This window comes from Streptomyces sp. TAA204 (assembly GCF_000424965.1).
Window position 1 is genome coordinate 71430 of the sequence record NZ_AUKW01000022.1, and the last position, 13844, is coordinate 85273.

Sequence of the window (13844 nt, forward strand, 5' to 3'; positions counted from 1 at the left end):
TGCTGCCCGGCCGGTCACGCCGGGGTGGCCTCGCGCAGCAGGAACCGCTGCAGTTTGCCGGTCGGTGTGCGCGGCAGCGCGGCGGTGAAGACGAACCTCCGCGGGCTCTTGTACGGGGCGAGTTCGGAGGCGACGAAGTCCCGCAACTCCTCCGCCCTGCCGCTGCCTTCGGCCGCACCGTCGCGCAGGACCACATGGGCGGTGACGATCTGGCCGCGCAGTTCGTCGGGGTCTCCGACCACCGCCGCCTCCGCCACGTCGGGATGGCGCAGCAGGGCCTCTTCGACCTCGGGTCCGGCGATGTTGTAGCCCGCCGAGACGATCATGTCGTCCGCGCGCGCCACGTAGCGGAAGTAGCCGCCGGCCTCGCGGACGTACGTATCGCCGGTGATGTTCCAGCCGTCGCGGACGTACTCGCGCTGCCGGGGGTCGTCGAGGTAGCGGCAGCCGACCGGGCCGCGGACGGCGAGCAGCCCCGGCTCCCCGTCGGCGACGGGCACGAGGGCGCCCTCGGGGCTCTCCTCGACCACCCGGGCCTCGAAGCCGGGGACCGCGAGACCGGTCGTGCCGGGGCGGATCGCCTCGTCGGCGGCGCTGACGAAGATGTGCAGCATCTCCGTCGCGCCGATGCCGTTGATCAGCCGCAGCCCGGTGGCCTCGTGCCAGGACTCCCAGGTGGCGGCCGGAAGGTTCTCGCCCGCGGAGACGCAGCGGCGCAACGAGGAGATGTCGTAGGGGCGTTCGCGGCCCGGAGGCGTGGTGCCGAGCCGGGTGAGCATCCCGCGGTAGGCGGTCGGTGCCGTGAACAGCACGGAGACGCGGTGCCGTTCGACCGCGGCCAGCATCTGCTCCGGACCGCTCCAGTGACCCAGCAGCGCCGACGCCCCCGCGCGCAGCGGGAAGACCAGCAGTCCGCCCAGTCCGAAGGTGAAGCCCAGCGGGGGACTTCCGGCGAAGAGGTCCTCCGGCTGCGGGCGCAGCACGTGCGCGGAGAAGGTGTCGGCGACGGCGAGCACGTCGCGGTGGAAGTGGACACAGCCCTTGGGCTGTCCGGTCGTGCCCGAGGTGAAGGCGATCAGGGCGACGTCGTCCGCGGCGGTGCCGACCGCCTCGTACGCACCGGGCCGGGACTCGCTCAGGGCCAGCAGGTCATCGGGGGCCTCGCCGCCGAAGGCCGTCAGCTTCAGCCCCGGCACGTCCGCCTTCTCCAGCTCCTCCAGCGACCGTACGTCGCACAGGGCGTGGCTGACGCGTCCCATGGCGCAGACGGTGCGCAGCTCCCGGGCGCGCTGCGCGGCCACGACAGTGACGGCGACCGCGCCCGTCTTCATCACCGCCAGCCAGCAGGCCGCCAGATGGAGGGAGTTGGGGCCGCGCAGCAGGACGCGGTTGCCGGGTACGACGCCCAAGTCCTCGGTGAGGACATGGGCGATGCGGTCTGTGCGGCGCCGCAGTTCACCGTAGTTCCAGCTCTCGCCGTCGTCGGAGCGGAGCGCGGGGCGGTCCGCTCCGAAGCGTTCCACGGAGCGGTCGAGCAGTTCGGCGCCGCAGTTGAGACGTTCCGGGTAGCGCAGCCCGGGACGGTCGAAGACCAGCCGCGGCCATTCCTCCGGTGGGGGCAGGTGGTCCCGGGCGAAGGTGTCGAGGTGTGCGGACGGGCTCAGTTCCATGGCTGCCCCCCTTGCGGTCTTCGTCCGGGTGCGGACGGGACCTGGAGTGCCGGTGTCGCCGGCGTGCCGTTGAGCGTAACGTGTTGGTGACGACAGTCAACGGTCCGCGATAGAGCAGATGCGGCCGACCTGAAACACGGCGATGGGGAGGAGGCCCGGCCGATGCCCGCCTTCGCACTGGAACCGGAGCAGCAGGAGTGGTGTGAGGAGCTGCGGACCATGGGCGCCCGGCGGCTGCGCCCGACCGCGGAGGCCGGCGAGCACGGCCGCATCAACCGCGAACTGCTCGCCGAGCTCGGTGAACTCGGCCTGCTCGCCCGCCTGTTCGCGCCCGACGGCCGCCCCGCGAGCGCCCTCGACCTGTGCCTCCTGCGCGAATCCCTCGCCTACTCCTGCACCGAGGCCGAGACCGCGCTCGCCCTGCAGGGCCTGGGCGCGGGCCCGCTGGCACTGGCGGGCACGAACGAGCAGCGGGAGCGCTGGCTGGGCGAAGTGACCTCGGGACGGGCGGTGGCCGCCTTCGCCCTGAGCGAGCCGGGCGCCGGCAGCGACGCGGCGGCGCTCGCGCTTCGCGCCGAACCGGACGGCCGGGGCGGAGGCTGGCGGCTGACCGGGACCAAGACCTGGATCTCCAACGCGCCCTTCGCCGACGTCTGCACCGTCTTCGCCCGCACGTCCGAGGGCGCCGGCTCCCGCGGCGTCACCGCCTTCCTCGTACCCGGCGACCGGCCCGGACTGACCGGCCGGCCGCTGGAGATGCTCTCGCCGCACCCCATCGGCACCCTGGACTTCGAGGGCGTAGCCGTCACCCGGGCCGACCTGCTCGGAGAGGTCGACGGCGGTTTCGGCGTGGCGATGCGCACCCTGAACCTCTTCCGCCCGAGTGTCGGCGCCTTCGCGACGGGCATGGCGCAGGCCGCGCTCGACGCCGCGGTCGAACACGCCCGTACGCGGCCGGCGTTCGGCGGCACGCTGCGCGATCTCCAGGCGGTCTCGCACCAGTTGGCGGAGACCGCGACCCGTGTCGAGGCCGCAAGGCTGCTCGTCTACGCGGCCGCCTCGGCGTACGACCGCGGCGAGGCGGACATCGCCCGGCGCGCGGCCATGGCGAAGCTCCTGGCCACCGAGACAGCGCAGCAGGCCGTCGACACGGCCGTCCAGATCCACGGCGCGGCCGCCCTCCAGCGCGGCCACCTCCTCGAACACCTCTACCGGGAGGTGCGCGCCCCCCGAATCTACGAGGGCGCCAGCGAGGTGCAGCGCTCGATCATCGCGAAGGAGCTCTACAGATGACCGACGCCGACGCCGACCCCGGTCCCGACTCGGATTCCGGCTCCGGGACAGGCCCTGACGCCGGTCCCGGCACCGCCCCGGGCCCCGGTCCCGGTGCCCGCCCCCATCTCCTGCGCACCAATCCGGCCCAGCTCTCCCCGCCCGCGGGCTTCTCGCACGCCGTGACGGCCACCGGTTCGCGCCTGGTCCTCCTCGCCGGACAGACGGCGCTGGACGCCCGGGGCACCGTCGTGGGCGACACGCTCCCCGCCCAGTTCGAGCGTGCCCTCACCAACCTTCTGACGGCCCTCGCCGCTTCGGGCGGCGGCCCCGCCGACCTGGCGCGAGTCACCGTCTACACCACGGACGTGCCGTCCTACCGCGCGAACGCGCGGGAGCTGGGCAGCATCTGGCGCCGCCACGCACAGCGGGACTATCCGGCGATGGCTCTCGTCGGCGTCGTCCGGCTGTGGGACGAGGAGGCCCTGGTCGAACTCGACGGCATCGCGGTGCTGCCCTGAACAGCGGTGCTGCCGTGAGGCGAAGGCCGGCGGACCGGCCCGGGTGTCAGCGCAGGGTGAGCTTCCAGTACGCCGCATCCCGGTACCCCTGATCCGGCGGCGGATTCAGCTCGACGGTGACCGCCATCCCCTTCGTGTCTCCCGCCACCCGCACCGTCACGGTGAGGCTCTCGCCTTCGCCGAGGGGTTTCCGGAGCTTGTGGGCCACCTGATCGTCGTTGAGCCAGTCGCTCCTGCTTCCGTCGTCGGGCCCGGTGTCGTCGAGGGGGTCCCCGGCGCGTACGACGAGGGCGGCGTCTCCGTACTCCGACACGCTCTCATCGGCGGAGCCGGCTGCCGGAGAGAGCGTGGCGTCCGTTCCGTTCTCGTAGGTGACGCTGAACCGATGCGCGCGCCCACCGGGTTCCCGGCGAGGCTCGCCGACGGTCACCTCCAGCCCGTCCTCGTACCGCGCGGCGACACCGGCCGACAGCGGGGCGGCCACGCTTCCGTCGGAGCCGTTCTCCAACTGCCCGTACCCGTCCAGGCTCTTCTCCAGCCGGGCGATCCCCCACAGCCCCAGAACGGTCAGGCCGACGAGGACCAGCAGAGTCACCATGCAGGCCCTTTGCCACTGCTGTTCGCCGTGTTCGGTGCTTCTCCGGTCCGCAGCCATCCGGTGATGGTAGGAAGCGCGGTCCCGGAACACCTGAGCTCCGCTACTCAGTTGCCGTCGGGTACATTCGCGCGCCCCGGCGCGGGCGCTCTGCCGGAAACGCCCCATGACGGTGGTCACGGTCACGGTGCGACAGTTGCTGACCGCCGACACCACCGGCGTCCCGCTCCCGGCGGCTCATCGGCGTGTACGGCAACAACGAGGACCCGAACTGCGGGCGCGCCTGCCCGAGGTGGCCGAGGCGGAACTCGGCGGACTCCGCTTCGCGGTGGTCCACGAGACCGGGCCTGCGAAGGCACGGGAGCGCCGCTGCGCCGAGCGCTTCCCCGGACACGACGTGCTGGTCTTCGGCCACAGCCACATCCCGTGGGACAGCACGACGGAGGACGGGCGCCTGAGGCTGCTCAACCCCGGCTCCCCGACGGACCGCCGCCGCCAGCCGTACTGCACGTACATGACCGCCGAGGTGGACGGCGGCGAACTCAGCGGCGTGCGCCTGCACCGCCTCCCGCTCCGCCGGTGACGTCACCGGCACCTCGTCGGCCGCCGTCGGCCGGGCTCCTGCCGTGAGGGCCGGCGCGCGTGGCCGGCTCGCGCAGCTGCCGGGTGCCGGAGCGCCACCGTACCCGGCACGAACCGCCGTTGATGTCCCGGCCACAGCGGTGCGACGAGGGTGACCGCTTCGCGCAGACGGGCGCCTCCCGTGTCGGGCCGGTGCACCGGGGGAGCCGGAGCGGCTCACGTCGGAGCGGCTCCCGGCCCCGGCCCCGCGAGCCCGTACGGGTCATGCCGGAGGCGTACGGGAGGCCGGCGACGCACCGCCGCCCCCGCTGCCCCCGCCGCCGAACTCCTTGTGCAGATCCTGCACTTCACCGTAGCCCGGTGCGTCCGGCGGCATACGCGACGCCGTGCCCGCACCTCCTCCGCCCGGCTGCGCGACCGACCAGGCCAGCTCCACCGCCCGCCCCAGCGCCGCACGGAAGAGCAGCGACCCCAGGCTGATACGGCGCACCCCCGCCTGAGCCAGCTCGTCGCCCGTGGGGCCGGCGGGGGAGTGGAGCACGTTCAGCGGCGCATCGGCCTCCGCCGTGAGCGCGCAGATGTCGTGCAGCGAGGTGACTCCCGGTACGAAGACACCGTCCGCCCCGGCGGCCGCGTATGCCGCGCAACGGCTCACGGCGGCCCGGACGGTGGGGTCGGCACCCAGCCAGTGCGTGTCCGTGCGGGCGTTGACGAAGAGGGCCGGAGCGGCCTCCTTGACGGCCGTGATCTTCGCCGCGTGGCGTGCCGGATCGGTGAGGGTGCCGTCCGCAAGCCCGTCCTCGATGTTGACGCCCGCGACTCCCGCCCGCGCCAGCTCCGCCGCCAGTTCCGCGACGTGCGCCGGATCGTCGCCGAAACCGCCCTCGATGTCGACGGTGACCGGCACCGGCAGCCGCGCCAGCCCCCGCCCGAGCGCCAGCGTCTCGGCGCGCGCCGCCCCGGCCCCGTCGGGCAGGCCGGCCCCGGCCGCGACGCCCAGGCTCGTCGTGCCGACGGCGGCGAAGCCGCGCCGGTGCAGGGCCGCCGCGGACGCGTGGTCCCAGGCGTTGGGCAGTACCAGGGGCCGGTCGCCGTGGTGCAGCGCACGGAAGGTCTCGTACGCGCTCACGGCGCTCATACGCCGTCCTTCTCCGGCGTCCGCATCCCCAGCAGCTCCTCCAGCCCGTCCCGGCCCCTTTCCGTGACCCGCAACGCCCTCCCGCTGCCGATGTGTTCGCACCATCCGGACTCCAGGACGTACCCGCACAGCGCCGCCCCCGCCCGCCCCGCCAGATGCGGGCGGCGTTCCGTCCAGTCCAGGCATGAGCGCGCCGCCGGACGGCGGCTGCCGGGCCGTGGCGACAGGTCCGCTCCCAGCCGCGCGAACCAGTCGAGCCCGGCATCCGTCACCGCGAGACCGGCGGACTGCCGCAGCAGGCCGCGGTCCAGCATCGCGTCGGTGACGGCGACGCCCAGGGCGCCCGCGAGGTGGTCGTAGCAGGTGCGTGCCCGTGCCATCGCCGCACCGGCCGAAGCGGCACGCAGGCCGCGCGGCGCGGGCGGCGGTCCGGCGTGTGCCGCCAGGCCCTCGACGAGCCGCGCGGCCCGCTGCCCCGCGAGGCGCACGTAGCGGTGCCGTCCCTGCCGCGTCTCGGCCAGCAGCCCTCCGCGCACCAGCTTGTCGAGGTGCCCGCTCATCGTCGCCGCCGTCACGCCCGCCGACCGTGCCAGCTCTCCCGCGGTCCAGGCGCGGCCGTCGAGCAGGCACAGGCAGATGCCGGCGCGCGTCCCGTCGGCGAGCAGGCCGGCCAGCGCCGCGAGCTGCCTTCCGGAGGGGAGGGCGGACTGCCCGTGCGGATGTGAGAGCTCCGTCGCTCGTTCCATGCGGCCATGATGCGCCACGGACACTTCGGCACCCGCCGAACTGTCCGCCGAACTGTCACCGGTCGAGCGCAGAGCCGTGCCCTCATAGGTGTTCCCGTCAGGCGTGGGCGCCTACGGTGACCTTCCCGACGGTCAGTGCGGGCCTGCCTTCGAGTACGTTCGCCACCCGCTCCACCTCCGTCTCCAGCGCGGCCCGGTGCCGGGCGGTGAGCGGCGTGAGGGGTTCCACCGTGATGTGGACCGTGCGCCCCGAGCGGCGCTGGTGCCAGACGCCGGCCACGACGCCGTCGATCAGCAGCACGGGGAAGTTGCCCGCCTGGCCGCTGGGTGCGAGGGCACGCTCGGCGGCCGCACCCGGATAGAGCCGCTCGCGCGGCCGGGAGGCGATCACGTAGGCGTCGAAGTACGGCAGCAGCCGCACACCGCGAGGCGCCTCCGTGGGGAACTCCGTGTCGCCGGCGTTCACCCGTGCCGGGCTGCCGTCGGCTTCGGCCGGCTGGAGCCGGCCGCCGCCCTCCATGTCGCGGAAGACCTCCTCGGCCCAGGCGCGCGGCGCCCCCAGCCACCGCGCGAAGTCCTGTGCCGTGGCGGGTCCGTAGGCGTGCAGATAGCGCTCGGCGAGCTGTTCCCGGGCGGTGCGGCCGTCGAGCGGCGGCCTCCCGTCCGTGTGGCGCCGCGGACTGGTGTAGGTGACCTTGCGGCCCCGGTTCGGGCCGTGGCAGAGGAACCCGCGCTGGGAGGCGAGAGCGTGCGCCTGGCGCCAGCGCGGCCACATGCCCTGGAAAGCGGGCATGACGGGATCTGCGGCCCACGGCCCCGTCGCCTCGGTCACCGCCTCGCTCAGCTCGTCGATCGTCAGCTCGGCGTCCTGGAGGGCCTTGCCGATGGCCGTGACGACCTCTTCGGTCTGCTCCGCGGTCAGCCGGACGTCCGCGGGGAAAGGGCTGGGGGGCTGCGGGATGTCGGCGAACGCGCCGATCCACATGGGGAGGTCCACGGTGCTCAGCAGGTGGAGAGTGCCGCGCGGACCGTGCGTCTTGACCAGGCTGTGCCGCTCCCACAGGGCAGCGCGCACGTCGGCACGGGTCGCGCCGTCCGTACGGGTCGCGAGGGAGAGTTCGGCCGCGGAGAGCACCTGGGCCTGGGCCCCGCAGACGAGACCGGCGATCTCGGCGGGACCGGCCGAGCCGTGCGGCGCGGCGAGGGCGCTGCGCTCCATGCGCCGTGCCGATATCCGCGACCAGGACAGCTGTGGCACATCGGATCTCACTGGGCTCGCCTCCCGGGGCTCCGCCACCGCGACCGCGCGGTGCGCGGACTCCAGTGTCCCCCGGCGGGAGGGGAGCACAGGGCCCTTGCCGGAGCCCGTCCGCAGGACGGAGCCCGCGCGGACGGGGAAGCCCGCACGGACGCAGGAACCCGTCAGTATTCGGAGCAGGCCCGAGGCCGCTCTGCCCGAGCCCCGCGCGCCCCCGCCCGGGCCGCGGGCCCGTCCCCCGGCCGAATGCGCCTGTGCGCGCGTCCCGGCAGCGGACGCCGTCCGGGACGGCCGCCCGTCACAGGGCCGGGGCGACGCTCGCCGGGCCGCCGAGGGCGTTGCGCTTCTCCGGCATCGTCAGGGTCGCGTTGCGGCGCCAGCCGCCGAGGCGTTCGTAGGCGTACATGCCGTGGATGCCTGCGGCCAGCACGGCGGACTTGGCCGCCGGCCAGCGCAGGATCCGTCCCATGTGGGCCATCACCGCCAGGCTCACCCGACGGTGGACGACGGTCTCCGCGAGGGCCGTCTCGCGCAGCAGCCTGCGGATGACCTCCAGGTGACCGTGCCCGGCGAGCCTCAGCAACTCCTCGTGGCAGTAGGCGAGATGGTTGTCCTCGTCGTTGCTGATCATCCTGATGCCCCTGCCGAGTTCCGGATCGTCGGCGCAGCAGGCCAGAAGCATCGCCATCTGTCCCGCGGCCCGTTCCTCGGTGACCCGGCTGTGCGTGAGGTAGACGACGACGTCCTCTTCGGAGAGCGGTTCGTCGCGGCGGAGCCTGTCGTGGGCGAGGCCGATCCCGCGCCGCTCCAGAAGCATCGTGTAGTCGGCCTCCGGCGGCACCTCGACGGGCTCCAGGCCGCGCTTCTTGAGCAGGGCGAGGAAGATGCGGCCGTGCTTGTCCTCGTCCGCCCCGTGCCTGGTGATCTTGGGTGCGAGATCCCGCATGCTCTCCGGCACCAGGGCAGCGATCCGGGCGTTCTCCCAGCCGCCCTGCGCCTCGCCGCCGGCGGCGACGGAGCAGAAGAGCTGGAAGGAGCGGTCGTCGTCCAGGATCTCCCTGAACAGGCTTCGGGACGAGAGCATCGAGCCACCTCCGTACGGGTCCGCACAACCGAGTCAAACGGGACGGAAGGGAACCGGCAACAGCAGCGCCTCTTCCTTGTGCCGAACGAAGGAGAACGCGCACGAGGGCCCGGTCCGGGCCCGGCGCGGCGCGGCGCGCGCCACGGCGGAACCGCCGGAACCCGCACCGGTGAGACCACCGGTACGCGCACCCGTGGAACGAGGGAGCCGCGCCCCGCGGGAGCGGTCAGAACCCTCCGCCGCCGAAGTCGCCCCCGCCGAAGCCGCCGCCCCCGAAGTCGCCTCCGCCGAAGTCCGAGCCGCCGAAGTCGCCGCCCTCTCCGCCGCCCCCGAAGTCCGAGCCGTACGCCCCGTACGGCATCAGCGCGCTGCCCAGCAGCGTGCCCGCCAGCAGGCCCGGGAGGAGGGCGCCGCCGAAGTAGCCCCCGGCCCAGGGCGCGTAGGCAGGGCCCGCCTCCCAGTACGGACGGCGTCCGTCCGGTGTGTCCACGGTGCGGGTCATCGGCTCGTCGCCGTCCGCCAGGCGCGCGGCGTCCGCCGCGCAGACCGGCACGGTCCTGGCCGTCCCGCCGGGCGGCGCCCACTCCACGTCCTTGACGGACGGACCGTGGCGCGGGTCGAAGAAGCACGGCATGCGGCGCTCCGGCAGCGGCTGGTTCTCCCGCCTCGCCTCCAGCGTGACCAGGGCGAAGCGGCCGTCCTCCAGCGACTCGGTGACCTGCCGTACGTCCTGCGGGCCCCGGGCGGAGTCCATGGACCGCTTCGCCTCGTCGTAGGAGTTGAGGGCGTGGGTGTAGTCGCGGCGCATGGCGTCGTCGGAGGTGGGGGCGGTGGGTTCGAAGCCGATGCGGTCCAGTTCCTCACCGAACGCGGTGATGTCCTCGTCCACCACCGGGCGCAGCGTCTCCAGCCGCTCCCGGTCCTGCTCGGCCTGGCGCTTGCGGGCGCGGCTGCGGGCGAGGAAGCCGCCGGTCAGACCGAGGACGAGCAGGCCCAGCAGCACCAGCCCGAAGATGCCGGTGCCGGCGCCGGACGAGCCGCCGCCCCAGGAGGCGGGCGCGTCGCCGCGCGCTTCCTGCGTCGCCCCGTCGGTGAAGTCGTTGAGCAGTTCGTCCGTATCGCCTCCGGCGGAGCGTTCCGCGGAGGAGCGCAGGTCGTTGACGGTGCTGCGCGAGAGCACGTTCCGGTCTGCTCCGGCGGCGAAGTCACCGTCGAGGACGACGCCGTAGACGCCTGCTTCGCCGACCTGGCTGCGCAGGTCCCGCAGCAGTGACGACGGCTGGAACTCGGGTGCCTCCGGCAGTACGGCCAGGAAGACCGGCTTGTCGGCGTTCTCGATCTTCTCGTTCAGGTCCGCGGCTTCGGAGCCGGAGAGCCGGTCGGAGGCCCGCGGGTCGACGTAGACCGGGTTGTCCCTCAGCTCCGCGGCCACTTCCTCGACACTGTCGGCCCTGCCGGGGGCGGCGCCCGCACCGGGTGCCGCGACGGCCATCGTCGCGAGGACGGCGGCCACCAGGAGGAGGATCAGTCCGAAAAGTCCGTGACGCCTCTTGGTACCCATAGGCCATGTGTACCACCGAATCGAACAGAATGACCTGCGGGGAGACCGGGAACGACCGCAGACCGTGCCACTTCCGGCGGCTGCACCGACGGCTGCGTGCGTCCGCCTCCGCGGCCGGCCCGGGTGCCCCTGGGAGCGGGCCGAGCCCTGGCGCCGGCGCCCCCGCTCGTACAGACCGGCTGCTCACGGGTGTGATTGCCCGCTCAGAGCATGAAATACGTTCCGTGCTGGGAGGGATGCATGTGCCTGCCGCCCGGGCCTCCCGCGGTTCCCCGGTGGGGGCTCGCGGCACCCGGTGCGGCGCACGAGCGATCGGCGACCGCCGAGACAAGGAGGATTCCAGGCGTGGGCATCGTCTCTCCAGGGTTCCGAGGCCGGGCGCGTGAGTCTTCCCACCGGCTGCCACCGGGACAGTACGAGACGTACGACTTCCCGGTGCTCTCGGCCGGTCCCACGCCGCGGATCGACCGGGAGGAGTGGGAGTTCACGGTCACCACCGAGACGGGAGACCGGAAGACCTGGAACTGGGCCGATCTGATGGCGCTGCCCAGCGAGAACCCCACGGTGGACCTTCACTGCGTGACGAAGTGGTCCAAGTTCGCGACGTCCTGGCAGGGCGTCTCCCTGGACGTACTGCTGGCGGAGGTGGAGACCGCCGCGGATTTCGCCCTGACCGCTTCCTACGGCGGATACACCACCAATCTGCCGCTGGAGGACCTGCTCGACGGCAAGGCATGGATCGCCTACGGCTACGACGGCGCCGACATCCCCCCGGAGCACGGTGGCCCGGCGCGGCTCCTCGTCCCCCATCTGTACTTCTGGAAATCGGCGAAATGGGTGAACAGCATGCGGCTGCTCACTCAGGACGAGCCGGGCTTCTGGGAGAGCGTCGGCTACCACGACTACGGAGACCCATGGCGCGAGCAGCGGTATCAGGGCGACTAGGCACGCGCCTGCGCTGGCAGGTCGCCACGCTGGTGGAACGGCGGGCGGAGAGCGAGGGGGCGAGCACCCTCGTGCTGGACGTCCCGGGCTGGCCGGGTCACGCGGCCGGACAGCACGTCGATGTGCGCCTGACGGCCGAGGACGGCTACAGCGCCCAGCGCAGCTACTCGCTCGCTTCGGCGCCCGACGGTCAGCGTGTCGAACTCACCGTGCAGAGGGTCGCCGACGGCGAGGTCTCCCCGTATCTGGTCGAGGAACTCGCGCCGGGCGACCCCGTGGAGCTGCGCGGGCCGGTCGGGGGATGGTTCGTGTGGACCCCCGAACGGAGGGAGCCCGTCCTGCTGGTGGGCGGCGGCTCCGGCATCGTGCCCCTGATGTGCATGATCCGCGTCCGGCGCGGGGTCGCGGAGGCCGCGCCCTTCCGGCTGCTGCACTCGGTACGCACGCCCGCCGACCGCTACTACCTGCCCGAACTGCGCGGCGGGGAACCGGGTCTGGAGACGAGGTTTCTCTACACCAGGGCGTCCGCCGACGACCGGTCCCGTGCGCCCGGCAGGATCGGCGAGAAGGACCTCGGCGCCTTCACCTGGCCGCCGGACTCCTCGCCCGTCTGCTACGTCTGCGGCCCCACGGGTTTCGTCGAGACCGCGGCCGACCTGCTCGTCGATCTGGGTCACGATCCCGACCGCATCCGCACCGAACGCTTCGGCCCGAGTGGAGGCTGACATGCACATCCAGTCCGACAGCGACGAGCACGAGGACGGCAACGCCCTCGCGGGCCCGCTCGGCGAGATCTTCGCCGTCGACCTCACCGGCGCCACCGGTCGCTGCGCGAACTGCGGCACCAGCGAACCGGTCGCACGGCTGCACGTCTACACGCACGCGCCCGGCCTGGTGGGACGCTGCCCCCACTGCGGCAGCGTGGCGCTCCGCGTGGTGCGCGCCCCCGAAGCCGTATGGCTGGATCTGCGCGGCACCGCGTCGCTGCGCATCCCCCTGACGCCCTGACCTCTGACCTCTGGCCTCTGACCTCTGAGGTGACGACCCGTCGGGCCCGCCGCGTCAGGAGGCTCGGCCGGCGCCGCCCGGCCAGCGGAACGACCGCCCGGGTCAGGGGTGCATGCGGGCGCCCTTGACCACCTTGTCGACGGCGTTGCGTGGTCCGTACACGGCGAGACCCACCAGATCCAGCTGATCCTTCGGCACAGCCCGAACCGCTGCGCGGTTGGCCTCGTCGTCGCCGGTGGCGAAGAGGTCGGAGGTGAAAGCGGCCCGGGGCAGCGAACGGGACAGGACGCGGCCGTGCGCGGCGGTCAGCGTCTCCTTCGCCCCCTCGAAGACCAGGACGGGCTGGCGGAACATCGGCAGATACGGGGTGCCGTCGGCGTCGGCGTACGGCTCGCCGATCACCTCGGGCAGCTCCGAGCCGAGACCGCTGATCAGGAACGCGGTCACATTCAGCCGCTGCCAGGGCTCAAGATCCTCGCGCAGCAGGACGGCAATCTTGGTGTCGAATCGTACGGGGGTCTTCTCGGTCGCCATGCTCTGAGCCTGTCGGATGCCCTGCCGCGACTTCTTGTACGTTCTTGGCATGGTGGGACGGCAGGAGGTTTCCGCGTGGCGCCCGCAGATCCCGGGTGTCGTGGAGGTCTTCCACGCCCGTTTCACCGAGCACGAGTACCCGATGCACGTCCACGACGTGTGGACACTGCTGATCGTCGACGACGGCGCGGTCCGCTACGACCTGAACCGGCGTGAGCACGGCACCCCCCACGACACGGTGTCCCTGCTCCCTCCGCAGGTACCGCACAACGGCTCACCCGCCACCTCGCAGGGCTTTCGCAAGCGGGTGCTGTACCTGGATCTGACACAGCTGGACGAGAGCTTCATCGGCTCGGCGGTGGACGGCCCCGACATGGTCGACCCCCTGCTGCGCCGGCGAGTCGGACAGCTGCACTCGGCCCTGTCGTGCCGGGGCGACGAATTCGAGGCGGAGAGCCGTCTCGCCCTGATCGGGGAACGGCTGCGCGGCCACCTGCGGCCCCGGCTCGTCGCGCAACCGGCCCGGGCCGGCCGCGGCGTGGCCCACAGCCTGCGGGAGCTCCTCGACGAGAGGCTGCTCCGTGGCGTGAGCCTGGAGGAGGCGGCGCAGCTGGTGCACGCTCATCCCACGCACCTGGTGCGGGCGTTCACCGCGGCCTTCGGCATCGCCCCGCACCAGTACCTCATGGCCCGCCGGATCGACCGCGCCCGGCGGCTGCTCCTCGACGGCCGGCCCCCTGCGGAGGTCGCAGCCGCGGCCGGCTTCTACGACCAGTCGCATCTGACCCGGCACTTCAAACGGTTCGTGGGCACCGCCCCCGGGCGCTACGCGCGCGGGGGCTCCGTCCCGGAGCGGCACATCAGCACCTGAACCGTCGGCCCTCGCGCACGAGCGGGCGGCCCCGGCGGTAGGCGCCGCACCCCCTCCCT

The 13844-nt window shown here is 73.2% G+C and carries 14 protein-coding genes and 1 pseudogene; 7 read left to right on the forward strand and 8 right to left on the reverse strand.

Annotated elements, in window-relative coordinates; translation table 11 throughout:
• Positions 1 to 14 precede the first annotated feature (14 nt).
• Positions 15 to 1670, reverse strand: a complete 1656-nt coding sequence (locus H343_RS0122570) for an AMP-binding protein (protein WP_028432992.1) — start codon at positions 1668 to 1670, stop codon at positions 15 to 17.
• A gap of 162 nt (positions 1671 to 1832) precedes the next feature.
• Here H343_RS0122570 and H343_RS0122575 point away from each other — a divergent pair, with 162 nt between their 5' ends.
• Positions 1833 to 2963: an acyl-CoA dehydrogenase family protein gene (locus H343_RS0122575; protein WP_028432993.1), complete on the forward strand. Its 1131-nt coding sequence runs from the start codon at positions 1833 to 1835 to the stop codon at positions 2961 to 2963.
• The gene (locus tag H343_RS0122580) at positions 2960 to 3463 is read left to right on the forward strand and encodes a RidA family protein (protein WP_078506034.1); all 504 of its coding nucleotides are present in this window, start codon (positions 2960 to 2962) and stop codon (positions 3461 to 3463) included. Before H343_RS0122575 ends, H343_RS0122580 begins: the two co-directional genes overlap by 4 nt.
• A 46-nt stretch (positions 3464 to 3509) precedes the next feature.
• Here the strand turns inward: H343_RS0122580 and H343_RS0122585 are convergent, their stop codons facing one another.
• Positions 3510 to 4118 carry a hypothetical protein gene (locus H343_RS0122585; RefSeq protein ID WP_158679599.1) on the reverse strand — a complete coding sequence of 203 codons (609 nt, stop codon included), beginning with the start codon at positions 4116 to 4118 and terminating at the stop codon, positions 3510 to 3512.
• A gap of 161 nt (positions 4119 to 4279) precedes the next feature.
• Here H343_RS0122585 and H343_RS32255 point away from each other — a divergent pair.
• A pseudogene (locus tag H343_RS32255) lies at positions 4280 to 4641 on the forward strand (metallophosphoesterase family protein); the annotation flags it as partial.
• A gap of 261 nt (positions 4642 to 4902) precedes the next feature.
• On the opposite strand, the gene H343_RS32260 reads toward H343_RS32255, so the two are convergent.
• From H343_RS32260 to H343_RS0122615, 5 genes are all read right to left on the reverse strand, one after another.
• Entirely contained in the window at positions 4903 to 5778 is an 876-nt protein-coding gene (locus H343_RS32260) for an isocitrate lyase/PEP mutase family protein (protein ID WP_078506035.1), read from the reverse strand.
• A complete protein-coding gene (locus H343_RS0122600) occupies positions 5775 to 6524 on the reverse strand; it encodes a helix-turn-helix domain-containing protein (protein ID WP_028432996.1) in 750 nt (249 codons plus the stop codon). The genes H343_RS32260 and H343_RS0122600 overlap by 4 nt, the downstream gene beginning before the upstream one ends.
• A 97-nt stretch (positions 6525 to 6621) precedes the next feature.
• Entirely contained in the window at positions 6622 to 7773 is a 1152-nt protein-coding gene (locus H343_RS0122605) for a DNA glycosylase AlkZ-like family protein (RefSeq protein ID WP_028432997.1), read from the reverse strand.
• A 307-nt stretch (positions 7774 to 8080) separates the two neighbouring features.
• Complete coding sequence (locus H343_RS0122610; protein ID WP_028432998.1) at positions 8081 to 8866, reverse strand: hypothetical protein; 786 nt, start codon at positions 8864 to 8866, stop codon at positions 8081 to 8083.
• 226 nt (positions 8867 to 9092) lie between these two features.
• Positions 9093 to 10427: a hypothetical protein gene (locus H343_RS0122615; RefSeq protein ID WP_028432999.1), complete on the reverse strand. Its 1335-nt coding sequence runs from the start codon at positions 10425 to 10427 to the stop codon at positions 9093 to 9095.
• A 345-nt stretch (positions 10428 to 10772) separates the two neighbouring features.
• Here H343_RS0122615 and H343_RS0122620 point away from each other — a divergent pair, with 345 nt between their 5' ends.
• Genes H343_RS0122620 through H343_RS0122630 form a run of 3 tightly spaced genes read left to right on the forward strand, consistent with a single transcriptional unit; the run spans position 10773 to position 12380 of the window.
• Complete coding sequence (locus H343_RS0122620; protein ID WP_028433000.1) at positions 10773 to 11372, forward strand: sulfite oxidase-like oxidoreductase; 600 nt, start codon at positions 10773 to 10775, stop codon at positions 11370 to 11372.
• Positions 11342 to 12097, forward strand: coding sequence for a ferredoxin reductase (locus H343_RS0122625; protein WP_028433001.1), 756 nt, complete (start codon positions 11342 to 11344; stop codon positions 12095 to 12097). The genes H343_RS0122620 and H343_RS0122625 overlap by 31 nt, the downstream gene beginning before the upstream one ends.
• Before the next feature lies 1 nt (position 12098).
• Positions 12099 to 12380 carry a DUF6510 family protein gene (locus H343_RS0122630; protein ID WP_028433002.1) on the forward strand — a complete coding sequence of 94 codons (282 nt, stop codon included), beginning with the start codon at positions 12099 to 12101 and terminating at the stop codon, positions 12378 to 12380.
• A 102-nt stretch (positions 12381 to 12482) separates the two neighbouring features.
• Here the strand turns inward: H343_RS0122630 and H343_RS0122635 are convergent, their stop codons facing one another.
• A complete protein-coding gene (locus tag H343_RS0122635; RefSeq protein WP_028433003.1) occupies positions 12483 to 12914 on the reverse strand; it encodes a DUF2000 domain-containing protein in 432 nt (143 codons plus the stop codon).
• Between the two features lie 49 nt (positions 12915 to 12963).
• On the opposite strand from H343_RS0122635, the gene H343_RS32265 reads away from it, so the two are divergent.
• The gene (locus H343_RS32265; protein ID WP_037904750.1) at positions 12964 to 13785 is read left to right on the forward strand and encodes an AraC family transcriptional regulator; all 822 of its coding nucleotides are present in this window, start codon (positions 12964 to 12966) and stop codon (positions 13783 to 13785) included.
• The last annotated feature ends 59 nt before the right edge of the window (positions 13786 to 13844 follow it).